This is a genomic window from Chitinimonas violaceus (assembly GCF_052601015.1).
On sequence record NZ_JBQXDJ010000033.1, the window covers coordinates 18,133 to 41,043 of the forward strand.

Here is a 22,911-nt window from a genome sequence, read left to right on the forward strand (position 1 = left end):
GCTTCAATGAATAATCCTCTTCATTGAAATATCGAGGATATGCCATGACCACTTTAAGTCTCTCGCCCCCAGCCAGGCTGCTGCGGCTATCCGACTTCCTGCTGCTGATGGTGGCCATGGTTTGGGGAACAAGCTACGGTGTGGCCAAAGGCGCATTGGTCTTTTACCCGGTATTGGGTTTTCTGGCTGTGCGTTTTGTATTGACGTTTTTCCTGCTTCAACCGCTATTCTTGCGTGCCGAGCGCACCCAGCAACGCGACGCCATTCGTACCGGCCTGCCACTGGGTGGACTGATACTGTGCATCTTCCTCTGTGAAACTTATGGGCTGGCAAGCACCCAGGCCAGCAATGCCGCCTTTTTGATCAGCCTTTGCGTCGTCTTCACACCCTTCGTAGAATGGTGGCAGTTAGGCAACCGGCCAGCACGTAGCGTATTTGTCTTCGCCGCAATCTCATTGCTGGGCGCGGTGATGTTGAGCGGCGGCATGGGGGATGGCTTGATGCTGGCTGCTGCGGTGCTGCGCGCCATCACCGTCTGCCAAACCAGCAAACTCACGCGTACCAGCACCGCACCAGCCCTGTTGCTGACAACCGTACAGGCTGCCGTCATCGGCTTTGGCAGCATGCTGCTGGCGACGCTGACACCAACCGGCCTCCCACCCTTACCTACCGATAGCGCATTTTGGTTCGCCAGCCTTTACCTTGTGTTCGGCTGCACCCTGTTCGCCTTCATTGCCCAGAATTGGGCGCTGCGACACAGCACACCCAGCCGGTTTGCCCTTCTGACCAGTAGCGAGCCTGTATTCGGCGCCTTGTTTGCTGTCTTATGGTTGGGTGAAACACTAAGTCTTACTGCCTGGATAGGTGGCGGTTTGATCATGCTGGCATCACTCTGGACTGTAGCCAGGCGCACCTGAACCCGGACGCATGTCCATCAAAAACCTGCTTGGCGCATACAAATAGCGTGGCTTTTTCCGACCGTACGGTTGAAAATTACGGCCCTGTTTGAACCGCTGTCATCACCCTGTATCGGTTGGGTGGCAGCATGCCGTACCTGAGGCCACCAAACCAAAAAACGTACCCGGGAGGATCCCAGCCTATGCAGCCCAACGCTTACCGTCACTTTCTGTTTGTCAGCCTCTTGGGCCTGGGGGCTTGCGCCACCCCGCAAAAGACGCCAACCACATCGACGCCGGCAACAGATGGTCACCCTACCTTGTCGCACAACAATGCCGCCGGTAGCAATGCGAACCTCATCAGCACCGTACATTGCAATGAGCAGGTAGATGCTGATCTCTTGTATGCACGTGGCTACCAGCTGTACCAGACAGGTAGCGCCGCAGCAATGCAGAAGGCCAGCCAATGTTTCGAGCTGGCGGCGGGCAAAGGCGATAACCAGGCTCGTTGCGTCCTCGCCACTATGTATACCCAAGGCCAGGGCGTACCTGTTGATGCCATCGCAGCCCTTCACCACTGGCGTGAAGCCAGTAAACAGAATATGGCTTGTGGTGAAAACGGTCTGGGCAATGCTTACACCGAAGGATATGGCGTTAAGCCCAGCGCTGCAGAAGCCCAACGCTGGTATTTGCGTGCCGCCCAGCATGGTTTTGGCAATGCTCAGCTAGTACAGGCCCGATATCATGAAAAGCGCCGAGACCTGCTCAGCGCCTATGCCTGGGCCAGCGTAGCGGTCGAATATGGCGAGGGCAGCGCCGCAGCAGTGCGGGATGACTTGGCCCAACGCCTCAACAAGCGACAACAAAAACAGGCGCCCACCAAACTGTCGCAAATTCAGCGCCAGATCACACCACTTGAAGAAGTGAAAAAGGCAGCCCGTCAGCGCAAAGTACTGGAACTATTAGGCCATGTAGACCGCTACTTTCCCGCCCGTTATGCCGGCCTCACCCAACAACAGCGTATCGCTAAAACCGCCGGGTGGATGGATACTGCCATTGCCAACGGTTTTAACACCACACGCACCCTTACTTTTTACCTGAATACCATCGGTTTTCTGGGTGAGGATGCAGTCAACGGCAGTGGAAAATGGCCTGATATCGACCGTATCCTGGCCAACAAGAGTCTTACGCCGGCCGAACGTATTGAGCAAGCCGCCATCAAGGCGGAAGCATTGTTACTGCAGAAGAAGCGCTAAGCATTACCTATAGAGCCTGTTCACCTTATGTGCTGTTCGAGAATGAACGGGCGCATAAAAGCCCGCCAATATTTGGCGGGCTTTTTAGTTGAGCTTTAACCACAGCCCTCGTAGAGCCTGTTCAAGATCCGTCGCGAACACCTGTCAGCAGCGCTACAGAGCAGCACATAGCCCTGATCAGAGCTGTGCAGTAAGATCGTGTGAACAGGTTCCTGGCTCAGAATCGAACGTCCGACGTATTCAGCAATGTCACAAAGGGGCCATTCAGCGTCATATTGTGATGATCGATGATCGCCTTGGCGGACAAGACCTGCGTATCCATACAGGTATGGGCATCCGCCACTAAGACTGGTTGGAATCCCAACTCCGCCGCAATACGGCAAGTAGTATCGATGCAGTACTGCGTTTTCATGCCGCAGATCACGATTTCGCTAATACCAGCGCTAGCAAGCCTATCTGCAAGGCCCGTACCGAGAAAACAACTGGGCTTAGTCTTGTCGAATACCGTATCCACTACATCATCTACCTCCAGTTCCGACAATAGCTGCGAGAGCGGGCTCTCGGGCGCGATCGGTGAACCCTGCGGCCCCGTATGCCGTGCAGCAAAAATCGGCACACCTGCATTGCGGGCCTGACGGATAAGCTGGTTGATGTTGTCCAGCACACGCTGCCCTTCATAGGGCCGATCCTGTCCATTGAACAAACCCACCTGCATGTCGACAATCAACAAAGCGGAACGCTTAGAGCCTGCTTGGTACATGATGTTGCTCCTCGTTGTGCCAGCGAGGCCGGAAACTGAAAGGCCCCGACCATTGCTGGCGGGGCCTTGGGATAGATAAGCTGTACTTGCCGTCCTCAACTATCTCCCCCGCGCCCGCCGTAGGCGGCCGTGGTGGTGGCAGTGTGGAATGCAATGGCTTTCATATCGGCATATTGCGGTGATTCACACCAGGACGTCAATGCGAATTCCGCATAACCCTTGACCTGTTGTTTTTTTAAGCGTCGCTAACAAAACCCAGCGAAGCGATTCTGGCTAGGCGCGCAAGCGTAGACAGTACGTGGGTACGACAAGCTTGCGCAACAACGCCAGAAGGGTTTTGCTAGTAACTCTAAGTCACTGAATATTGATCACATCAGTACCAGTCGAAGAATAACGCCGGACTTGCAGACCCTTACCACAATATTGACGGCCATTCACGGTGGCGAACCAATGGCCAATACTGTAGCGATAAGTCGTCAGATAATACTGTCCTTTGGGTAAATACCCCATAAACAGCGTTTCTTGCAAGGCACCCGGCAGGCCGCCATAACGTAGGTCTGGTACATATTGTGGGAAATATTGTAATTCCTTAACATTCATATCTCGTAAAGGAGGACTCCATGACGTCGATTCAAGTGCCAGATTGCCATCAAACTGATAATAACTTTCAGGTGCCGTAAAAACAGCGTCCGTCTTCCTTACTAATCCACCGACATATTGGCGCTGGCTTTCTATAGACATAACGCCATTATCAACATATTGCCCATCAATCGGGCCGCGCACAGTAACACCACCATATGATCTATCGCCACCAGACTGTAATTGCGGGCGGATTTCAATCACCTGGGTGGAGAACGCATCGAGTTTTTTGCTGTAACCAGGTTGACCAGACAGCGTCCGAAAAGCAGCTGGTACATCGAAAGTACCGAACTCATATGTTCCCATATAATTTTGGGGTAACGGCTTCGCCATCAAATCTGGTGTAATTGGTAATACATTGGCACAGTTTGGCTGAGGAAAACTGTCGATAACCTGTCCCATTGTCAGTGCATGAGCTGTCCCGGCAGTCACTGTCATTGCCAACAATAAGGCAGCTTTTTTTAATTGCATTTCTTTTCCTTGAAATTAATATCCGCTAATCAACAACACTTAAACAATTCGATAGCGGTTCGAATTGCATTCTTCTTATTTTTTAATTGCATCAGGCACCTGGAAGCACGGTCTAAGCACACGCCGTGGGCCCCTGAAACCATTGCCGTTCAGAATGACTTTCTATTAACTGGCTTCCGTATCCATATGGGCTGGAAGCCTGTGCTCACTCAGGCACCGACTTCTTCAGCCATACCCAAAATCAACGGCAACGAAAAACCTTGTACTCACGCTCGCCATCAACAATAGGGCCGGCCGCCGCCACCGTATCACCACCCTGCTCTACCGCAGAATTCCGTGCCAGCGTATTAAGTTCAATGATGACCTTGCCCTCGTCACGCGTGACAGGCCCAAGGTTATTTAGCACCTTCACCCGCACGCTACCCTTCAAGGTACAGGCAGTAGTGGCCTCGAGGTTGCTGATCTGGATAGCCTCAGCCGCGGGCTTGAGCGGTACAAATGGGGCGCACGCACCTAGTGAAACAGCAGCTATCAAGCCAAGCCAGGATTTGTGTTGAACAGATTTCCGCATGCTCTACTCCAGCAAAAACGTAGTTCCCACTACACGGGGAACCACCGAGCATGCCAGTTTATGCGTATACGATGTCAGCAGCCAGCCCAATGCTCACGACACCACCAGCCGACACCGCACACATTGCAGGAGAATGCCTTACCGCCGCCACAACGTCATACGGTCCAGCCGTTTTCTCGCTGTACGCATCTTATTGCCCAGCCACTGCCCTGAATCAGCATGGCGGATTTCATCGGCGGAAATCCACACCTCTGTGGCAGTGATCGCATAGATCACCACCCAGCCGGATTCCGTTAGTACGTGCGTGCTGCCACCAAGCAGCAGCGATGGGTCGCTGACGACTGTTTCAGCCAACCAACGTGGCGGTGACATTAAATAGGCTTTGCCAGACGCTAGCCGAATCGTACTACCTGCTTTCGCCCAAAATTGCAGGCTTGCATCCGGGCGCAGTCTTCGCTGGCTGGGACTTTTTTCCTGCATGGTGTTACTCCTCATTCAGGCATGGCATGACCGACCACAGGCTCACCGACTCTTGTGAGCAATACGAAAACGCCAAGCCACCCATCAACCCCACCTGAGGGGGAATTATCCCGGTCGATATAACTACCCGATAACACGCCATGACCGATTTCTCCTTTCCAACATCTCATTTACCACGATCCACAGAACCCTCTGCGATAACACGCTGCATGTTGGTAATCTCATCCCCTGCTTAATCTTGCAAAAGGACATAGGTCCATATCCGGACATCTCCGGTCATGCTGGTTCACAGACAGTGAAGCGCAGACCAAGTTTCCGTGTTGTCGTCATGAAATGCGCACTGGCAGCGGAGGTCGGACTTATTGATTCAGTACACTTTGTACAAACAGATATAAAAAAACAGCGTCTTCTCAGACGCTGTTTTTACCTACCTAAGTTGCCGCTTGCTAGAACCTGTTCAAAGTCTCGCGAGCTAGAGCGAGACAAGGCGGAAACACGCGAGGAAGCGGAGTTTACATAGAGTAAATGAGCATTCTGAGAGTGTTTCCAACGCCGTATCGCTGACGCACAGTAGACTTTAAACAGGTTCTTAGAACCTGTTTTAAAACCACTGCGCGTGAAATACCCCCGGCTTATCAGTACGCTCGAACGTATGGGCGCCAAAGTAGTCACGCTGGGCTTGAATCAAATTGGCCGGCAAGCGCTCGGCACGGTAGCTGTCAAAGTAAGCGATCGCCGAGCCAAAGGTTGGCACAGGAATACCATCCACCACTGCCGTTGCAACCACTTCACGCAGCGCCGCCTGGTATTCATTGGCAATCTTGGCAAAGTAGGGATCAAGCAGCAGATTGACCAGCTTGGGGTTGTTGGCATACGCATCGGTAATGTTCTGCAAAAAGCCCGAACGGATGATGCAACCCGCACGGAATATCTTGGCAATCTCACCGTAGTTAAGGTTCCACCCACTTTCGTCCGACTGCTTGCGCATCTGATCGAAACCCTGCGCGTAGGACGCGATCTTGGAAAGATACAACGCACGCCGTACTGATTCGATAAAGGCATTACGATCAGTCACCACCGCACGGGTAGCTGGGCCATGCAGCACCTTGGCGGCGGCAACGCGGTCTGCCTTAAGTGCCGACATGAAGCGGGCGAAAACCGACTCGGTAATCAATGGCAAAGCAACACCCAAGTCAAGCGCGCTCTTGCTGGTCCACTTACCCGTGCCCTTCTGGCCGGCGGAATCCATGATCACGTCCACCAACTCGCCGCCACTGGCTTCATCCTGCTTCTTGAAGATATTGGCGGTGATCTCGATCAGGAAGCTGTCCAGCTCGCCACGGTTCCACTCCGCAAACACCGTGGCCAGCTCGGCATTGGACAAACCCAGGACCCGCTTGAGGATATCGTAGGCCTCGGCGATCAACTGCATATCGCCGTACTCAATACCGTTGTGGACCATCTTCACATAGTGCCCAGCACCATCGGGGCCAATATAGGTCACGCAGGGCTCACCCTGGGCCTTGGCAGCGATTTCCTTCAGGATGGGGGCAACCAGCTCATAGGCTTCACGCTGCCCACCCGGCATGATGGAAGGGCCCTTGAGCGCACCCTCTTCACCACCCGACACGCCGGTACCGATGAAGTTGAAACCCAGCTCGGACAGCTCGCGGTTACGACGTATCGTGTCGGTATACAGCGTGTTGCCGCCGTCGATAATGATGTCGCCCTTATCCAAAAGGGGCTTGAGCTGCTCAATAGTGGCGTCCGTCGCGGTACCCGCCTTCACCATCAGCAGAATACGGCGTGGTGTTTCAAGCGAGGCCACAAAGTCTTCCAATGAATAGAAAGGCCGCAACTGCTTGCCAGGGTTTTCTGCAATCACCGCTTCAGTCTTGTCGGCTGAGCGATTGTAAATCGACACCGTGTGGCCACGGCTTTCAATATTTAGCGCCAGATTGCGGCCCATGACCGCCATGCCAATAACGCCGATTTTCTGCTTGGGCATTTTTTCATCCAATACTTGTGCGCGGCAGCTCAGCCACGCCATGGCCAATTGATTTACAGCTTGATCAGGCCAACAGAAAATTTCGTACATTCCTGCTATGCAGTCGTGTCCAGCTCCCTAGAGCATGTTCAAGATCTTACTGTGCAACCGCGATCAGGGATTACGCACTGCTCTGTACCCTGTTGTCAGCTACACGCGACAGATCTTGAACAGGTTCTTAAAAGTTGTTCCTGATGGATAGATCGCTGCGAAAAGTCTCGGTCCGCCTTTTACCAGCAAACTCGGTGTGTAGTAAAAAAATATCGGCTACAAATTGGAAAATTCCGCCTAACGTGCACCCTTATCACCATAAAGTAACGAGGCCTATCGGGTACCCGATAGGCCACATCCTATTTTCCCTTTAGGTTTTTTAATTTAATAGTGAGGGATGCCGCATCGTCGCCTATTCAACGACCTGTCGCGAGCAGCATATAAGCCCTGATCACAACTGCGTGTCTAGATCGTCAAAGTCTCGCTAGCTAAAGCGAGACAAGGCGAAAATGCCCGAGGAAGCGGAGTTTACAAATGGTAAATGAGCATTCCGAGGGCATTTTCAACACTGTATCGCTGACGCGCAGCAGACTTTAATAATCCGGTTATAAGAACTTGTTTACGATCTGTCACGAGCAGCTGTCAGCAGGACGCTGAGCAGCACAGAAACCGGAATGTACTTGAGTACATGAGGCTGCGAACTTCTTGGTGCGTAGCACCGTAGCAGTTCGGCGTCCCCCTTGCGGGGGCTTTCGAGCAGCACATAAGTCCTGATCACAGCTGCGCAGCAAGATCGTCATCAGATTCTAAGAGTCGCTAACAAAACCCAGCGAAGCGATTCTGGCTAGGCGCGCAAGCGTAGACAGTACGTAGGTACGGCAAGCTTGCGCAACAACGCCAGAAGGGTTTTGTTAGCGGCTCTAAGTGGGGCAAGCGCTATGGACTTCCCCCTTACGCACCGTATGCACTGCCGTACCCAGATACGATGGTCGCCGGTAACGCTGCCATGGCGCATCATCCAACGCACCTTGCATATCTGAATAACCCGCATCCCGCCGTTCAATAATCGATGTGCGTGAGAATTCAGCATCCGAATCCGCTATCTGGTCAGAAGCCGGGTGGTAGATCAGGTGCACGATATCGAAGCTGGCCTGCTCATTGTGCTTATGTAGGCGCAGGTCATTGCTTACCTTCGCGGCGCTGGCTGGCGACGACTTGGCCATCTCGTGCAGTGCACGCCGTTGATTATGCTTGCAGGCAACCGCACAGATATTCTGCCGGGTACGGCTGGCGTACATGATCTGCTTCTGCCGCCAGCTTACATTCCCCATATTATTGGGTGGCAACCCATTTGCATCCCACAAGTCCACCATAAAGATCAGCGTGTGACCGGATGCGCTTTCTTCATCTTCGAATATCGCATCCAAGGGCGTATTCGATACGCAACCACCGTCCCAATAGAGCTCGCCATCCACTTCTGTCGCCGGGAAGCCGGGTGGAAGCGAGCCGCTGGCCAACACATGCTCGGGCCCAATCTTCTGACGGTGATTATCGAAGAACACCAACTCGCCGGTCGTGACCTTGGTCGCGCCCAATGAAAGGCGGGTCGTGCGTTTATTGATCAAATCGAAACTCGACAAACGCTGCAAGGTGGCCAGCATTGCAGCGGTGTCGCAATAGCTGGCTTGTTGGGGCAGCATGTCACTGAGCATTAAGGGGGAAGGAAAACGGGGCTGCCAGAAATTAGGTTGGCCCAGCATCACGGCGCTCAGATAGCTGAACTGGTTGTACAGCCGCCGCATCTCGCCTTCAAACAGAAAACCATCAAGGCCAGGGCGGGAGATTTCCCGCCACAGCGTCTCCAGCTTGCTCAATCGGTCTTCCGGCTCATTACCGGCCAGTATGCAAGCATTGATCGCACCGATCGAAATGCCGGATATCCAATCAGGCTCATATCCCGCTTCATGCAGCGCCTGATAGGCGCCGATATGATAAGCCCCTAATGCGCCCCCTCCTTGCAGAATCAGGGCAACCTTGGGCTTTTGGGCATGGTTTGGCTTTTTACGCGTTGTTGTAGCCATTTTTTTTCATCCTCCAAAAATTGGTACCAAGACCGCTATGTAGCAGCCTTCTTTTTGGATGAAGAACCTACAAATGCAAACAGCCGTCCATCAAAAAACATGCCGTACCGCTACCTATGCGGGACTGGCCCATAAACAAATAAAAAGCCCATCGGATAACCGGCGGGCCTTTTATTGCCTGTTCAAAATCCTTTACGCAACCGCTCGCGACAGATTACAAACAGGGTCATAGAACCTGCTCAAAGTCTACAGGTGCGTCAGCAATACGGCGTTGAAAACACCCTCAGCATGCTCATTTACCACTTGTAAACTCCGCTTCCTCGGGTGTTTTCGCCTTGTCTTGCTTTAGCTCACAAGACTTTGAACAGGTTTTTACAAAACTGCTGACACATCTAAGTTTTAAAACTTGTTCACGATCTGTCGCGAGCAACCGTCAGCGGGGTGAAGCGCAGCACAGAAGCCGGAATGTACTTGAGTACATGAGGACTTCGAGCAGCACATGAACCCTGATCACGGTTGCGCAGTAAGATCGTAAGCAGTTTTATTTGACTTCGACCGTATCAGCCACGTCCTGATAATCCTTGATCTCATTGAAGTTCATGTACTTGTAGATCTCACCGGCCTTCTGATTGAGCACACCGATATCCGCCATGTATTCGTCACGGGTCGGAATGCGGCCCAGCTTGGAACAGATAGCAGCAAGCTCGGCTGAACCCAGGTACACATTCGAGTTCTTACCCAGGCGGTTCGGGAAGTTACGGGTGGACGTCGACATCACAGTCGCACCTTCCTTCACCTGCGCCTGATTACCCATACATAACGAGCAACCCGGCATTTCCATACGCGCACCAGCCGTACCGAAGGTGCCATAGTGGCCTTCCTTGGTCAGCTCTTCAGCATCCATCTTGGTCGGCGGGGCAACCCACAGTTTGACCGGGATATCACGCTTGCCTTCCAACAGTTTGGAAGCGGCACGGAAGTGACCAATGTTGGTCATGCAGGAACCGATGAACACTTCATCGATCACCGCACCGGCGACTTCTGACAAGGTCTTCACATCATCCGGGTCATTCGGACAAGCTACGATAGGCTCATGGACATCAGCCAAATCGATCTCGATCACCGCAGCGTATTCAGCATCGTCGTCACCCTTCAGGAGTTCGGGATTGGCGATCCAGGCTTCCATTGCCTTGATGCGGCGCTCCAGCGTACGAGCATCCTGGTAGCCATTGGCGATCATATTCTTCATGAGCGTGATGTTGGACGTCATGTATTCAATGATTGGCGCTTTATCGAGATGCACCGTACAACCCGCGGCGGAACGCTCAGCCGAAGCATCGGACAATTCAAACGCCTGCTCCACCTTCAGGTCAGGCAGACCTTCGATTTCCAGGATACGGCCAGAGAAGATGTTCTTCTTGCCCGCCTTGGCCACGGTCAAAAGGCCGGCTTTGATGGCATATAAAGGAATCGCGTTGACAAGGTCACGCAGGGTGACGCCGGGCTGCATCTTACCTTTGAAGCGCACCAGCACTGACTCAGGCATATCCAATGGCATCACGCCGGTCGCCGCGGCAAACGCCACCAAGCCCGAACCCGCAGGGAAAGAAATACCGATCGGGAAGCGGGTATGCGAATCACCACCGGTACCAACCGTATCGGGTAGCAGCAGACGATTCAGCCAGGAGTGGATCACCCCATCACCCGGACGCAATGCGACTCCACCACGGGTGCTGATGAAAGCGGGCAGTTCCTTATGCATCTTCACGTCCACCGGCTTGGGGTACGCAGCCGTATGGCAGAAGGACTGCATGACCATATCGGCCGAAAAGCCCAGACAGGCCAAGTCCTTCAGTTCATCACGGGTCATCGGGCCGGTGGTGTCTTGCGAGCCCACGGTCGTCATCTTCGGCTCGCAATAGGTACCAGGACGCACCCCCAGGCCTTCGGACAAGCCACAAGCACGGCCAACCATCTTCTGCGCCAGCGAGAAACCCTTCTTCGAAGGTTCCGGGCTTTGCGGCAGACGGAATTCGGCGCTCGGGGTCAAACCTAAGGCATCGCGTGCCTTGGCGGTCAGACCGCGGCCAATAATCAGGTTGATACGGCCACCGGCACGGACTTCGTCGAGGATCACATCGGACTTGAGCTTGAACTCGGCCACCACAGCACCGTTCTTCTCGATCTTGCCAGCGTAGGGGTAGACGTCGATCACATCACCCATATCAAGCTTGGACACATCGACTTCAATCGGCAGCGAACCGGAATCTTCCTGTGTATTGAAGAAAATCGGGGCGATCTTGCCACCCAACGTCACACCGCCAAAACGCTTGTTCGGCACGTAGGGGATGTCCTGGCCTGTAGCCCAGACCACCGAGTTGGTGGCGGACTTACGGCTGGAACCAGTACCCACCACATCGCCCACGTAGGCGACCAGATGGCCTTTCTTCTTCAGGTCTTCAATGAACTGCATCGGGCCACGCTTACCGTCTTCCTCCGGGGTGATGCCGGGGCGGGCATTCTTCAGCATGGCAAGGTAATGCAAGGGGATATCCGGCCGCGACCAGGCATCTGGCGCGGGCGAAAGATCATCGGTATTGGTTTCGCCCGTCACCTTGAATACGGTAACGGTGATCTTCTCGGCGACTTCCGGCCGGTTCTTGAACCACTCGGCGTCCGCCCAGCTTTGCAACACCGCCTTGGCGTTGGCATTACCCTGGTCGGCCGCGGTCTTCACATCGTGGAAGTAGTCAAATACCAGCAAGGTTTTCTTCAAGCCTTCAGCGGCAATCGCACCAACCTCTGCATCGCCCAGCAGGTCGACCATGGGTTTTACGTTGTAGCCACCCACCATGGTGCCCAGCAACTGGGTTGCCAATGCACGGGTGATCAGGGGGCTCTTCACACTACCTTCGGCCACCGCAGCCAGGAAAGAAGCCTTCACCTTGGCAGCATCATCCACACCAGGCGGTACACGATGGGTAATCAGGTCAACCAGGGTTTGCGCCTCACCGGCCGGCGGGTTTTTCAGAAGCTCCACCAATTCGGCGACTTGTTGGGCAGTGAGCGGCAGCGGGGGAATACCCAGAGCGGCGCGCTCAGAAACGTGCTGGCGGTAGGCTTCTAGCATGGTGGTGACCTTTATAACGGTTGCGATGTTGTTTAAGCGGGGAAGCAGATCAACTGCGCCCCATCCGACCGGGAGTGCCGGACAAGTAATCAAACTTGCTGATTTTATAGGCTATTTTCCTGTCCAACCCCTAGCCATAAGGCCATCCGGGCAGGTAAAAACCAGTTATTGATGCGGCGGAGATTAACTGGAAGCTGATTTACGCACAAACGAGTAATCGCGACAGGCACTGTGAGTTAAAATCACAACATGAATACCGCCCTCCCCCCCCTGAATGCCTTACGCGCTTTCGAGGCAGCGGCAAGGCTAGAGAGCTTTTCTGCTGCCGCCAACGAGTTGTTCGTCACACACGGCGCTGTGAGCAAACAGATAAAGCAGCTGGAAGAATGGCTCGGTGTCAAGCTATTTGAACGTGCTGGCGGCCGGGTCAAACTCAGCGATACCGGCTGGCGCTACCTCGTCCAGGTACAGGATGGTTTCGACATCATCGCCAATGCGACAGCCCAGTTGCAGCAACCCAACCGACAGCGCCGGCTCGTCATCAACTCCACGCCTACGCTGGCCATGCACTGGCTGCTACCGCAACTTACCGGCTTCCAACGCCAATATCCGGATGTGGAATTACGCCTGGTGACCAGCGACCGGGATGTCACCCGACTGGACAGCCCATTCGACCTTGCCATCCGTCGTGGCCCAGGCGATTGGCCCGGCTATATCAGCAAACCTTTTCTCGACGAATGGGAAATCCCGCTCTGCAGCCCTGCGCTGCTGGAACGTCATACGATCCACACCGCGGCCGATCTCGCCCACCATACCCTGCTCTATGCCGATACCCGTCCCACGGCTTGGCAACGCTGGCTGACCCTGGCCGGGGTTCCCGAATTGAAACCTGCCGCGATCCAGCAGTTCGACCACTTCTACCTTGCCCTGCAGGCAGCGATGGATGGCCTCGGCATCACACTTGGACCACTACCCATGATGCAGGCAGAAATCGACGCGGGTACGCTGATTGCTCCACTTCCTGGTCCGGCTGTACCGGTACGCGGATATTGCTGGATTACGCCACGCGCCGTCATGGACGACCCTGCCATCACCGCATTCTGCCAATGGTTGGAAAATCGTGCCGCCGCATTGAAAGACCGATCCATATAACCCTAATCAGTACCTATCCAGCCTCCCGACTGGTGCGCCGCAAGTTGGCCAATCAGAAGCTACAGTGAAGAGCACGTGCGCCGCGCTTGCTTTAACCGGGAGATAAGTAAACGATTAGGACCCTTTCATGATTGTCCGTGACAGATTATGAACTGGTTCTAGGGAACATCCCGAACCCTGCCCTGTGCCATCCAGTCATAGGCCGGGTGAGTCAGACAATTGGAGATCAACAATGCCGCATAATTTGTTCAACACCCTCAAGACCCTATCCCTGACCTCCGGCGACACGCTGCAGTACTACAGCCTGCCCGCGCTGGAGTCAGCCAATGTCGGCCCGGTCAGCAAACTACCGGTGTCGATCAGGCTCGTGCTTGAATCGGTGTTGCGCAACTGCGACGACAAAAAGGTCAGCGAGGAACATATCCGCCAGCTCGCCAACTGGGGCGCTACAGCTGCGCGCGTCGATGAGATTCCCTTCGTGGTTGCCCGCGTCGTATTGCAGGACTTTACCGGCGTACCGCTGCTGGCCGACCTTGCAGCCATGCGCAATGTCGCCGCCAAACTCGGTAAGAATCCGAAGACCATCGAGCCCCTGGTGCCGGTCGACCTTGTCGTGGACCACTCGGTGATGATTGACCACTATGGCACGGCCGACGCCCTGCGCCTGAACATGGAACTGGAATTCCAGCGCAATAGCGAACGCTATCAGTTCATGAAATGGGGTATGCAGGCCTTCGATACCTTCAAGGTAGTGCCACCGGGCATCGGCATCGTCCATCAGGTCAACCTCGAGTACCTCTTCCGTGGTGTACAGATTCGCGACGGCATGGTGTTCCCCGATACCCTGGTCGGCACCGACAGCCACACCACCATGATCAATGGCGTGGGGGTAGTCGGTTGGGGCGTGGGTGGCATCGAAGCGGAAGCCGGCATGCTGGGCCAGCCCGTGTATTTCCTGACACCGGATGTCGTCGGTGTGGAACTCAAAGGCAAGCTGCGCGATGGCATCACCGCCACCGACCTGGTACTGACCATCACCGAGATGCTGCGACGCGAGAAAGTCGTAGGCAAGTTCGTGGAATTCTTTGGCGAAGGCGCCGCCAGCCTTAGCGTGGTAGACCGCGCCACCATCGGCAACATGGCGCCGGAATACGGCGCAACCATGGGTTTCTTCCCGGTCGATGAAAAAACCGTGGCCTACTTGCTCGGTACAGGCCGGCTGAATGCTGAAGTCGAAGCCTTCGAAGCTTATTTCAAGGCTCAAGGTTTGTTTGGCATGCCCAAGGCAGGCGATATTCAATATACCAAGACGCTCGCATTGGACCTTGCCACCATCGTTCCCAGCCTGGCAGGCCCCAAGCGCCCGCAGGACCGTATCGCCTTGCCAGAGATGGCCAGTAGCTTCAACAGTCTGTTCAGTCGGCCGATCAGTGAAAACGGGTTCGGCAAGCAGCCGGCGGAGCTCGGTAAGCGGGTGTCGACCCAGCATAGTCCCAATACTCAAGCACAACGGCCAACCGCACCCGTGCGCAATATGGTCGAGATGGTGGACAAACCCACCGCTGCCGCCAAAGCCGACAACATCGATATCGGCCATGGTGACGTCTTGATTGCCGCCATCACCAGCTGTACCAACACCTCCAACCCTGGCGTACTGCTGGCCGCCGGCTTGTTGGCGAAAAAAGCGGTGGAGAAAGGCCTGAGCGTACATCCGCGCGTCAAGACCAGCTTCGGGCCCGGTTCACGCGTTGTGACGGAATACCTCAAAGAGACCGGTCTGCAGCCCTACCTCGACAAACTTGGGTTCAATATCGCCGCCTATGGCTGTACCACTTGCATCGGTAACGCCGGCGACCTGGCTCCCGAATTCAACGAAGCCATCGTGGACAACGATCTGATTGCCGCGGCCGTATTGAGCGGTAACCGTAACTTCGAAGCGCGCATCCACCCCAACATCAAAGCCAACTTTCTCGCCAGCCCACCGCTGGTAGTGGCTTTTGCACTGGCAGGCCGGGCAAATATCAATCTAGAAACCGACCCATTGGGCAACGACAGTGATGGCAAACCGGTCTTCTTGCGCGATATCTGGCCGAGCAGCGAGGAAATCGCCGCGCTGATGCACTACGCCATGAATCCGGAAGTATTCCGCCGACTCTATGGCGATTTCACGCGAGACCACGACTTGTGGAATGCCATTCCTGCACCCACCGGGCAGGTCTACACCTGGCCTACCTCGACCTATATCGCCCAGCCTCCTTTCTTTGACGGCTTCAGCATGCAGCCGGGGCAGATCAATGAAATACGCGGCGCGCGTGCCCTGCTGATGCTGGGTGATTCAGTAACCACCGACCATATTTCACCAGCCGGTTCCTTCAAGGAAACTACGCCTGCCGGGCGTTATCTGCTTGAACACGGGGTGCAGAAGGTGGACTTCAACAGCTACGGCAGCCGCCGAGGCAATCACGACATCATGATCCGTGGCACGTTTGCCAACGTACGGGTGAAGAACCTGATGCTGCCGCCCAAGGCCGATGGCAGCCGCCAGGAAGGTGGCTATACGCTACTGGATGGCGTACAGACTTCGGTTTACGACGCCGCTCAGGCCTATATTGCCAAGGGCACGCCTACCATCGTCTTCGCCGGTGAAGAATATGGTACCGGCTCCAGCCGTGACTGGGCCGCCAAAGGCACCCAGCTGTTAGGTATCAAGGCAGTGGCGGCACGCAGTTTCGAGCGTATTCATCGCTCCAACCTTGTTGGTATGGGGGTGCTGCCGCTGCAGTTCAAAGGCGATGCCAGCCACGAGAAACTGGGGCTTAAAGGGGACGAGACTTTTGACATCATCGGCGTAGATGCCAATCTCAAACCCCAGCAGGACCTGACCTTGCGTATCACTGGTGCCGATGGCAGCCAACAGGATGTAGCCGTCCTGTGCCGTATCGATACGCCCATCGAGGTGGACTACTACCGACATGGCGGCATCCTACCCTTTGTGCTGCGTGAATTGATGGCCAAGGCCTGACAAAGCCCCTGGCGCAAAAGTCAGAACGAATTAATCCAGAGGAGATACCTATGTCCACTACACCGCATCCTGAACAAATTTCCGACCGCGAACTGGTATTAAGCCGCCTGATCAACGCGCCACGCGACAAATTGTTCCGTGCCTGGACCGACCCCGAGCTGCTGAAGAAATGGTTCGCCCCCCTGCCCTACACCACTCCGGTGGCGCAGCTCAATGTACGTCCGGGTGGGTCTTGCCTGGTCATCATGCGCAGCCCGGAAGGCGCTGACCTGCCCAACCCCGGGGTCTACCTTGAAGTCGTCAAGAACGAGCGCCTCGTCTTTACTGATGCCTATACCAAGGCCTGGGAGCCATCAGAAAAGCCTTTCATGACAGCAACCATTACCTTCGAGGATTTCGCCGGCCAGACCAAATACACGGCACGGGTGACTCACTGGTCGGTGGCAGACCGCAAGAAGCATGAGGAAATGGGGTTTCACCAAGGGTGGGGGCAGTGTGCGGATCAGCTTGCGGCACTGGTTGAAAAAATGTGAGAAGCCCATTCATGATCCTACTGCGCAACCGTAATCAGGGCTTATGTGCTGCTTGGAATCCTCATGTACCCAAGTACATTCCGATTCCTGCGCTGCTCTGCACCCTGCTGACGGCTGCTCGAGACGGATCGTGGCAGGTTCTTAAGAACGAAATCAGAGTTTACGAGTGGTAGATGAGCATTCCAAGGGTGTTTCAACACCATATTGCTGAGGCATAGCAGGCGTTGAACATGAACCCATGATGAGAGCATGGACAACAATTCGTCACCACATCACATTCTGCATACCTTCCTGCATGTGCAGGATGGTGGCAAAGCTGATCTGCTTCCAATCACCCCTACGTTCTGGCAAGAGCTAGCGGGTGGCGCATATCCACAGCTGGAGGAAGGCCGGCTTATGTCGGCCCACACCTTTGCTGAACCTTGGCCGGTGTGGGAGCGTCACCCCGCAGGGGACGAAGTCGGGATGCTGCTTTCAGGCGCAGCGGAGTTGGTACTTGATCTACCGGACGGGGAACAGACCCTGTCGCTCAGCTCCCCAGGTGACTATGCAATGGTGCCTAGCGGCGTTTAGCATACAGCCCGCGCACAAGTTACCTGCACCCTTATCTTTCTGACACCGGGTGCAGGTACCGAACACCGATCGGTATAGTATTTGCAGGAGCTCGTTTATTTAGCAACGAATTCGATCAAAGAATATTGCTTGCACCAAACAGAATATTTTTATTCAGCACTACGTTCAGGCTGTGAAATATACATCAGGCTAAGCAAAATAAAGCCGACGAATGCATAGGCTTTCATCTGGCCATTCCAGGTATTGGCCCACATTGCAAAATACTCACCGCCTATTACCGCAAAGCCGGTATACCAAACCAGAATGGCCACAAGGCAACCCAGTGTAAAAAGGCTCTTGCCACGCAATAACAGATTTGTTTTTGCTTTCCCGGCGCTGATTAATATCCAACCGCCGCCCAATGTACAAAGCAAGCCAAATGTCATTTCGCCACAAATAATTGCAATATAAAAAGCATGCTGAATGGTTGAATCAGTAATCGAGCGCGCCTTCATGACAGAGCTGGAGAACCAGGGCTCCATGCTGTCCATAGCCAATACATGCTGAACAAACTGCCAGTTTGAGTTGAAGTCAAGCATATTGCCGCTTGCTACCAACAGGCCGAACAGACCAATCGATAATGCCAGAATACCCTTGGTGACGCGCTGGATCTGGATGAATTGTTGATTGTTGGCCATCTTTATTATCTACTGCATATCAGTGGGTTGAGAAGAATCGATCATTTATTCAATCGACCGACAATGTGCTCACAAAAACTTCAACACATATCTTACCCTCTATAGTACAGGGCAATAATCATCCCGCCACCAAGTGGTAACCCTATCCAAACTTTCCCTAAGACTGCGGTGTGCTGTAATCAGATACACCTACTCTTCTTTCCAGTAATACACTCCGTCTCTTAATTTATCTTATTTGCGAACCCTGCTATGCGTACATTTCTCGCCCTGACAATTGCTATCTCGACCACCGTTACAGCGAAAACCATTGAGCTTTCCTGTCCCGCAGAGATAGAAACAAAACAGGAAATCATTTCCCCACCGGGTGGTTGGGATATTTCAACATCTTCGCCAACTCAGCTGGATACTCCCCCTGCATCTACCAGTAAACATCGGGGTAACGTGACGGGTTTCTCCTCCGGCCACCCTAAAGATAGAGCCATACTGGCCCCTGAAAAAACAACTTATTCAAAAAAGAACCGGCATCTGATCAATATCTGGTCCTTTTCCAAGTCCGAAGAAGATTGGTTTATTTGCAGTTACCACAACACCGTTTTCGAATTATCAAAGCCACTGCCAGCCGGGCTTAAGCAGTGCCGTATTCAGTACAACGATGGGCAGACGGTTACTCGTGCCTGGTGTGAATAGCAACATCTGTTAGGGGGTGAGCAATACGATAATCACAAAAGCGCTCGGCATGCGCTTGCTCACTGAACCTTGAACTGGTTCTGCTCCCCGTTTCCTCCTCGCTACCCTCCCCACAATCTTGCCTGCATTTCAGTACCGAGGTAGTCGCCAAGCCGATTGGCTGCTACTACGGTATCAGCAGTGGGCACGGTTAGTGGTCTCAGAACCTGTTCATGATCTTACTGCGCAGCCGTGATCAGGGCTTAGTCATTCAACCTACCTCGCTTGATTGCAGGATGTGATGGGATTCTTCTCCAAACTCTTTGGTCGGGCCGCAGATACTGCCCCTGCTGTTATAGAAGTCACACCACCCGGGGCATCCGATACAAATGCTTCGTCGCCCGATCAAACCGAGCTTGGCGCCGCCCGTACTGCGCTGTCCTTAGAAGACTTTGCCACCGCCCTGACCAAAGCAGCGCCGCTTATGCAAGCCGACGATAAAGCCGTGCGGCTCGATGCCTTACAGATTTGTGCGCTGTCAGCAACCGAACTAAAGCAGTGGCCAGACGCTTACACCTTCACACAAAAGCTATTTGAACTCTCACCTACGGCACAGCATGCATTACAACTTGCCGTAACAGCTGTCATGTCCGGAGATGCGAAACGTGGGGAAGCTTGGATTATTAAGACCCTGGAAATCAACGAGCGGCGCAAGGTGCTGTCACCCATGTTGATTCGCTCGCGATATGTAAATGCCTTAAGTGAACAGAAGCAATTTACGCAGGCTTTACCTCACCTGGACTGGATGAAAAGTGTCTATCTGCCACTGAATAACACCGACCCTGCTTATCTGGCGCTACGCGGCCTGCCGGATTTCAACACTTTTCTTACCCAAAGCTGGCCCGTGGTTTCGGCTTCGCTCGCGTCGAGCCAAGCCGTCATCTGGTATAGCGAGATGCTGCCTTATCTCGACAACATCGGCCAAAGTGCCGTTCGTGCAGTCCTTCGTACCCAGCTGAGTGTGGATAGCTAACCAAGTCTGAATTGGCTACATCTTAGAACCTATTCAAAGTATCGCGAGCTAAAGCAAGATAAGGCGAAAACAGCCGAGGAAGCGGGGTTTACGATGGGTAAGTGAGCATTCTGAGGCTGTTCTCAACACCGTATTGCCGACGCGCAGCAGACTTTGAGCAGGTTCTTAAAAACGGTCGCTGAACCGTTGCTTGAGTGCCTCCAAAAATGCATTCCTATCTGCTTGGCCCGTTTCAAACAGCGCATTGCGAATAGCTGACACCCGTGCGACCACGTTATCGTAGTCATCTCGAATCTTCTCTATCGCTTCAGTCAACTTTGCCGGTTCGTTCAAAGGAAGGCAAAACTCGCTCATCCCCAGCGAAGCAAACAGGCTGCGGATCTTGGGATGGTAGTCGAAGCCGATAACAGGCCGACAGGACCGAATTCCCAGCAAAAGGCCATGAAAACGCATGGATACCACAATGGCCGCAGCGGACAAGACCTCATCACGCCAATAGGGCCGCGGGTCAGGCAAGCCCAGCTCCTCCAGTAACATCGTGTCGTTATGCTCGATGGCTGAATCATGCACGGGTGAGCCAAAAAACATGGGCATCGGCAAAACCTGGCTGCCCGTCTCGCGGCAAGCCTCGACCAACTTGGTCGGTGACCAATCGGTGCGCTTCCATTCACGCAGGTTCAGCGCAATCGGTCCGAGACCATCGTTCAGGGCAGGATACTGCGGGATATCATCGTTCCACCAACTCAGATCAGCCCCGGCGCGGATACCCGGCTTTTGCGGTAGCACTTCCAGGGTTTCCTGATCGCGCACATGGAAGAAAGTAGCCCGGTCCACCAACCGCTTGGTACGGTTCCGAATCTCAGGACTATCGCCGCGCGCGGAAATACCGATTACGCAAAACGGCACATTGAGATGGGCAAACAGGGTTTCGTGGCGGGTGAAGAAAGCCGAATCGGGCCAGATGCTGCCGCCCCCGACCAATACCAGATCCGACTCATTGAGCGCATGATAGCTGGGCATCCAGCCAAGAAAGTTGATCGCATGATGCATGAACAGCCGTGCAATCGACTGTTGAAGGAGCTCATCACCGTAATTGAAGCGATTGAAGTAACCGATAGACGCGACGCGCAGGGGTTCACGCGTCGGGGGGAGCGTTGGCAGCATATTGGCATCCATTCCGAGCAGATAAGCTCGTAAGACCCCTACCACACCTCCTTGCCTATGTTATCGCTACAGACCCATCAGCCTGCCAACTGCGGGCAGGCATAGACCCATGCTTATAGCCTCAGACTAAATCGCTAGATTAGATTTGTTAACACACTTTTAATCGGGCCCGACAGATGGCAAACCTATCAAGCAATGGGTCACTTCAATCAAGCTGATTTCAGCAAACCACGGCAAACCGGCCTCTGTGCGTCATTCTCGGGCAGTTTTGTGCAGATATCTTGCAACTGGCTCAGCGCCTTTTTCACAACGACATCATGTTGCTTGGCCTTATTCCATTCGGCCAACTTGGCGACAATCTTCTCCAGGGAACGACGGTTTCTTTCATAAAAAGCGTTTTGCGTATCAGCCACCTCGGCGAACACGGTGTGCGCAGCTTTGCCAATACGCGTCTCATCTTGCGGTGCGAGCTCAACCAATGCCGCCACATACGTACTACCCCACTGTAAGCGTGTAGCTGGCCCTTCAGACTTGGCATAGGCTTGCTCATACCAATTCAGCGCACCGGCTTTATCGCCACGCTTCTTGGCATTGGCCGCCAACGAAAGCATGAAGTAATACGGCGAGTGGGAACGCTTGAGTTCTGCCTGGAGGAGCGCATCCGACTCTCCAATCAGACCGGCTTCCGTCAAGGTATGAGCCGCAGTGCTGATCACCGACTGACGCTCGTAACCATCGGTCGTTGATTTGTCCGCCTCACCTACTCGATCACGCACTTGTTTGAGCAGGGATACGGGCAGATCACCAGTGGTGATCAACTTCGCCAACGCCACCTGTGCAGCCACTGCGCCAAGACGATCTGCCGTCGACAAACTACCGTCGAGCGCCAGCGTTTCCAGGCTCTGGTGCCATGCTGCCGCCAGCGCAGAGCGATCTTCCGACTTTGCTTCGGTAAGCAGTGCCACCGCGTCGCCAGCATAGTTCACCAGGACATCAAAATTGGCGCGCGCCAAGCGAGGATCGGCCAGCACATGGCGTACTGTTTTCACTTCTGCAGCTTTGTCAAAGCCGGGGTTGTTTCCGCCTGTTGCAGCAGCCACCAGCGCCTTGAGTTGCAAGCGAGCAGCCACATCCGCCTGGGTAGCTGGCACCAAGCGGGCCAGCTTCTGCAACGTGACTGCCAGCTGATCATCCGGCACCAGCTGCGCTTCATCGGTATCCCAGGAGTAATCCGCCAACAGCTGCCACTCTTCAGGGGTTAGCTGCTTACCTTCCTTCAATGCGGCATTCAGCGTAGCTTTCACCGGGCGAGCGGCGCTCAGGCCCAAGGCCAGGGTTTGCAGATAGCGCTCGGCATCCACCTCGCCCGGCAAACGGGTAAGCTCGGTACCATCTGGCTTGAACAGGATCATCGTGGGATAGCCGCGTACCTTGAATTGGGTACCCAGCTTTTGTGCGCCAGGGCTATCGCCATCGATATATACCGGGATAAACGCACGCGAACGCTCAATGAATTCCTGCCGGTTGAAAATGGTTGCCTTGACCTGATTGCAAGGCGGGCACCAATTGGCTCCCCAATAGAGAAAAAGCGGCTTATTACTCGCACGAGCCTGCGCAAATGCCGCATCTACATCACCACGTTGCCAGGCAATACCTGCAGCAGCAGGTTCACTTGATGGAGTGTTGGTACTCGCCAGTACCGGGCCGATAACAAACAACGCTGCAGCAAGAAGGATTGGCTTCATGATTTTAGAACCAAATGGAATGGA

The 22,911-nt window shown here is 54.2% G+C and carries 19 protein-coding genes; 8 read left to right on the forward strand and 11 right to left on the reverse strand.

Annotated elements, in window-relative coordinates; genetic code table 11:
• Nucleotides 1–44: 44 nt before the first annotated feature.
• Together ACUHMQ_RS12280 and ACUHMQ_RS12285 are read left to right on the forward strand one after the other, a co-directional pair.
• Complete coding sequence (locus ACUHMQ_RS12280; protein ID WP_445295751.1) at nucleotides 45–917, forward strand: DMT family transporter; 873 nt, start codon at nucleotides 45–47, stop codon at nucleotides 915–917.
• A gap of 182 nt (nucleotides 918–1,099) precedes the next feature.
• Nucleotides 1,100–2,152, forward strand: coding sequence for a tetratricopeptide repeat protein (locus ACUHMQ_RS12285; RefSeq protein ID WP_445295752.1), 1,053 nt, complete (start codon nucleotides 1,100–1,102; stop codon nucleotides 2,150–2,152).
• Nucleotides 2,153–2,369: 217 nt separating this feature from the next.
• Here the strand turns inward: ACUHMQ_RS12285 and ACUHMQ_RS12290 are convergent, their stop codons facing one another.
• The 8 genes from ACUHMQ_RS12290 to acnB all read right to left on the reverse strand — a co-directional run bounded on the left by ACUHMQ_RS12290 (nucleotide 2,370) and on the right by acnB (nucleotide 12,322).
• On the reverse strand, nucleotides 2,370–2,912 hold the full coding sequence (locus ACUHMQ_RS12290; protein ID WP_445295753.1) for a cysteine hydrolase family protein: 543 nt from the start codon (nucleotides 2,910–2,912) through the stop codon (nucleotides 2,370–2,372).
• Nucleotides 2,913–3,266: 354 nt separating this feature from the next.
• The gene (locus ACUHMQ_RS12295) at nucleotides 3,267–4,022 is read right to left on the reverse strand and encodes a hypothetical protein (protein ID WP_445295754.1); all 756 of its coding nucleotides are present in this window, start codon (nucleotides 4,020–4,022) and stop codon (nucleotides 3,267–3,269) included.
• A 241-nt stretch (nucleotides 4,023–4,263) separates the two neighbouring features.
• On the reverse strand, nucleotides 4,264–4,593 hold the full coding sequence (locus ACUHMQ_RS12300; RefSeq protein WP_445295755.1) for a DUF4156 domain-containing protein: 330 nt from the start codon (nucleotides 4,591–4,593) through the stop codon (nucleotides 4,264–4,266).
• A gap of 138 nt (nucleotides 4,594–4,731) precedes the next feature.
• Nucleotides 4,732–5,073: a hypothetical protein gene (locus ACUHMQ_RS12305; RefSeq protein ID WP_445295756.1), complete on the reverse strand. Its 342-nt coding sequence runs from the start codon at nucleotides 5,071–5,073 to the stop codon at nucleotides 4,732–4,734.
• An 11-nt stretch (nucleotides 5,074–5,084) separates the two neighbouring features.
• Nucleotides 5,085–5,243: a hypothetical protein gene (locus ACUHMQ_RS12310; protein ID WP_445295757.1), complete on the reverse strand. Its 159-nt coding sequence runs from the start codon at nucleotides 5,241–5,243 to the stop codon at nucleotides 5,085–5,087.
• 431 nt (nucleotides 5,244–5,674) lie between these two features.
• Nucleotides 5,675–7,081, reverse strand: coding sequence for an NADP-dependent phosphogluconate dehydrogenase (gene gnd, locus ACUHMQ_RS12315; protein ID WP_445295758.1), 1,407 nt, complete (start codon nucleotides 7,079–7,081; stop codon nucleotides 5,675–5,677).
• A 950-nt stretch (nucleotides 7,082–8,031) separates the two neighbouring features.
• Entirely contained in the window at nucleotides 8,032–9,192 is a 1,161-nt protein-coding gene (locus tag ACUHMQ_RS12320) for a patatin-like phospholipase family protein (RefSeq protein WP_445295759.1), read from the reverse strand.
• Between the two features lie 541 nt (nucleotides 9,193–9,733).
• On the reverse strand, nucleotides 9,734–12,322 hold the full coding sequence (gene acnB, locus ACUHMQ_RS12325; RefSeq protein WP_445295760.1) for a bifunctional aconitate hydratase 2/2-methylisocitrate dehydratase: 2,589 nt from the start codon (nucleotides 12,320–12,322) through the stop codon (nucleotides 9,734–9,736).
• Between the two features lie 249 nt (nucleotides 12,323–12,571).
• Here acnB and ACUHMQ_RS12330 point away from each other — a divergent pair, with 249 nt between their 5' ends.
• From ACUHMQ_RS12330 to ACUHMQ_RS12345, 4 genes are all read left to right on the forward strand, one after another.
• Nucleotides 12,572–13,474 (forward strand): transcriptional regulator GcvA, encoded by a 903-nt coding sequence (locus ACUHMQ_RS12330; protein WP_445295761.1) that lies wholly within the window; start codon nucleotides 12,572–12,574, stop codon nucleotides 13,472–13,474.
• Nucleotides 13,475–13,706: 232 nt separating this feature from the next.
• The gene (gene acnA / locus ACUHMQ_RS12335) at nucleotides 13,707–16,496 is read left to right on the forward strand and encodes an aconitate hydratase AcnA (protein ID WP_445295762.1); all 2,790 of its coding nucleotides are present in this window, start codon (nucleotides 13,707–13,709) and stop codon (nucleotides 16,494–16,496) included.
• 50 nt (nucleotides 16,497–16,546) lie between these two features.
• Nucleotides 16,547–17,029, forward strand: a complete 483-nt coding sequence (locus tag ACUHMQ_RS12340) for an SRPBCC family protein (RefSeq protein WP_445295763.1) — start codon at nucleotides 16,547–16,549, stop codon at nucleotides 17,027–17,029.
• A gap of 249 nt (nucleotides 17,030–17,278) precedes the next feature.
• Nucleotides 17,279–17,602, forward strand: a complete 324-nt coding sequence (locus tag ACUHMQ_RS12345) for a cupin domain-containing protein (RefSeq protein WP_445295764.1) — start codon at nucleotides 17,279–17,281, stop codon at nucleotides 17,600–17,602.
• 149 nt (nucleotides 17,603–17,751) lie between these two features.
• Here ACUHMQ_RS12345 and ACUHMQ_RS12350 read toward each other — a convergent pair whose 3' ends face one another.
• Complete coding sequence (locus ACUHMQ_RS12350; RefSeq protein WP_445295765.1) at nucleotides 17,752–18,279, reverse strand: DUF2165 family protein; 528 nt, start codon at nucleotides 18,277–18,279, stop codon at nucleotides 17,752–17,754.
• Between the two features lie 249 nt (nucleotides 18,280–18,528).
• On the opposite strand from ACUHMQ_RS12350, the gene ACUHMQ_RS12355 reads away from it, so the two are divergent.
• Together ACUHMQ_RS12355 and ACUHMQ_RS12360 are read left to right on the forward strand one after the other, a co-directional pair.
• Complete coding sequence (locus ACUHMQ_RS12355) at nucleotides 18,529–18,966, forward strand: STY0301 family protein (protein WP_445295766.1); 438 nt, start codon at nucleotides 18,529–18,531, stop codon at nucleotides 18,964–18,966.
• A gap of 280 nt (nucleotides 18,967–19,246) precedes the next feature.
• Entirely contained in the window at nucleotides 19,247–19,978 is a 732-nt protein-coding gene (locus ACUHMQ_RS12360) for a tetratricopeptide repeat protein (protein WP_445295767.1), read from the forward strand.
• A gap of 165 nt (nucleotides 19,979–20,143) precedes the next feature.
• Here the strand turns inward: ACUHMQ_RS12360 and ACUHMQ_RS12365 are convergent, their stop codons facing one another.
• Nucleotides 20,144–21,142 carry a polysaccharide pyruvyl transferase family protein gene (locus ACUHMQ_RS12365; RefSeq protein WP_445295768.1) on the reverse strand — a complete coding sequence of 333 codons (999 nt, stop codon included), beginning with the start codon at nucleotides 21,140–21,142 and terminating at the stop codon, nucleotides 20,144–20,146.
• Between the two features lie 209 nt (nucleotides 21,143–21,351).
• A complete protein-coding gene (locus ACUHMQ_RS12370) occupies nucleotides 21,352–22,887 on the reverse strand; it encodes a thioredoxin family protein (RefSeq protein ID WP_445295769.1) in 1,536 nt (511 codons plus the stop codon).
• Nucleotides 22,888–22,911: the final 24 nt, after the last annotated feature.

What these genes read in the sequence shown, in the direction of transcription:
- ACUHMQ_RS12280 (WP_445295751.1), top strand. Translation starts at nt 45, where the DNA reads ATGACCACTTTAAGTCTCTCGCCCCCAGCCAGGCTGCTGCGGCTATCC.
- ACUHMQ_RS12285 (WP_445295752.1), top strand. Translation starts at nt 1,100, where the DNA reads ATGCAGCCCAACGCTTACCGTCACTTTCTGTTTGTCAGCCTCTTGGGC.
- ACUHMQ_RS12290 (WP_445295753.1), bottom strand. Translation starts at nt 2,912, where the DNA reads ATGTACCAAGCAGGCTCTAAGCGTTCCGCTTTGTTGATTGTCGACATG.
- ACUHMQ_RS12295 (WP_445295754.1), bottom strand. Translation starts at nt 4,022, where the DNA reads ATGCAATTAAAAAAAGCTGCCTTATTGTTGGCAATGACAGTGACTGCC.
- ACUHMQ_RS12300 (WP_445295755.1), bottom strand. Translation starts at nt 4,593, where the DNA reads ATGCGGAAATCTGTTCAACACAAATCCTGGCTTGGCTTGATAGCTGCT.
- ACUHMQ_RS12305 (WP_445295756.1), bottom strand. Translation starts at nt 5,073, where the DNA reads ATGCAGGAAAAAAGTCCCAGCCAGCGAAGACTGCGCCCGGATGCAAGC.
- ACUHMQ_RS12310 (WP_445295757.1), bottom strand. Translation starts at nt 5,243, where the DNA reads ATGAGATGTTGGAAAGGAGAAATCGGTCATGGCGTGTTATCGGGTAGT.
- gnd (WP_445295758.1), bottom strand. Translation starts at nt 7,081, where the DNA reads ATGCCCAAGCAGAAAATCGGCGTTATTGGCATGGCGGTCATGGGCCGC.
- ACUHMQ_RS12320 (WP_445295759.1), bottom strand. Translation starts at nt 9,192, where the DNA reads ATGGCTACAACAACGCGTAAAAAGCCAAACCATGCCCAAAAGCCCAAG.
- acnB (WP_445295760.1), bottom strand. Translation starts at nt 12,322, where the DNA reads ATGCTAGAAGCCTACCGCCAGCACGTTTCTGAGCGCGCCGCTCTGGGT.
- ACUHMQ_RS12330 (WP_445295761.1), top strand. Translation starts at nt 12,572, where the DNA reads ATGAATACCGCCCTCCCCCCCCTGAATGCCTTACGCGCTTTCGAGGCA.
- acnA (WP_445295762.1), top strand. Translation starts at nt 13,707, where the DNA reads ATGCCGCATAATTTGTTCAACACCCTCAAGACCCTATCCCTGACCTCC.
- ACUHMQ_RS12340 (WP_445295763.1), top strand. Translation starts at nt 16,547, where the DNA reads ATGTCCACTACACCGCATCCTGAACAAATTTCCGACCGCGAACTGGTA.
- ACUHMQ_RS12345 (WP_445295764.1), top strand. Translation starts at nt 17,279, where the DNA reads ATGGACAACAATTCGTCACCACATCACATTCTGCATACCTTCCTGCAT.
- ACUHMQ_RS12350 (WP_445295765.1), bottom strand. Translation starts at nt 18,279, where the DNA reads ATGGCCAACAATCAACAATTCATCCAGATCCAGCGCGTCACCAAGGGT.
- ACUHMQ_RS12355 (WP_445295766.1), top strand. Translation starts at nt 18,529, where the DNA reads ATGCGTACATTTCTCGCCCTGACAATTGCTATCTCGACCACCGTTACA.
- ACUHMQ_RS12360 (WP_445295767.1), top strand. Translation starts at nt 19,247, where the DNA reads ATGGGATTCTTCTCCAAACTCTTTGGTCGGGCCGCAGATACTGCCCCT.
- ACUHMQ_RS12365 (WP_445295768.1), bottom strand. Translation starts at nt 21,142, where the DNA reads ATGCTGCCAACGCTCCCCCCGACGCGTGAACCCCTGCGCGTCGCGTCT.
- ACUHMQ_RS12370 (WP_445295769.1), bottom strand. Translation starts at nt 22,887, where the DNA reads ATGAAGCCAATCCTTCTTGCTGCAGCGTTGTTTGTTATCGGCCCGGTA.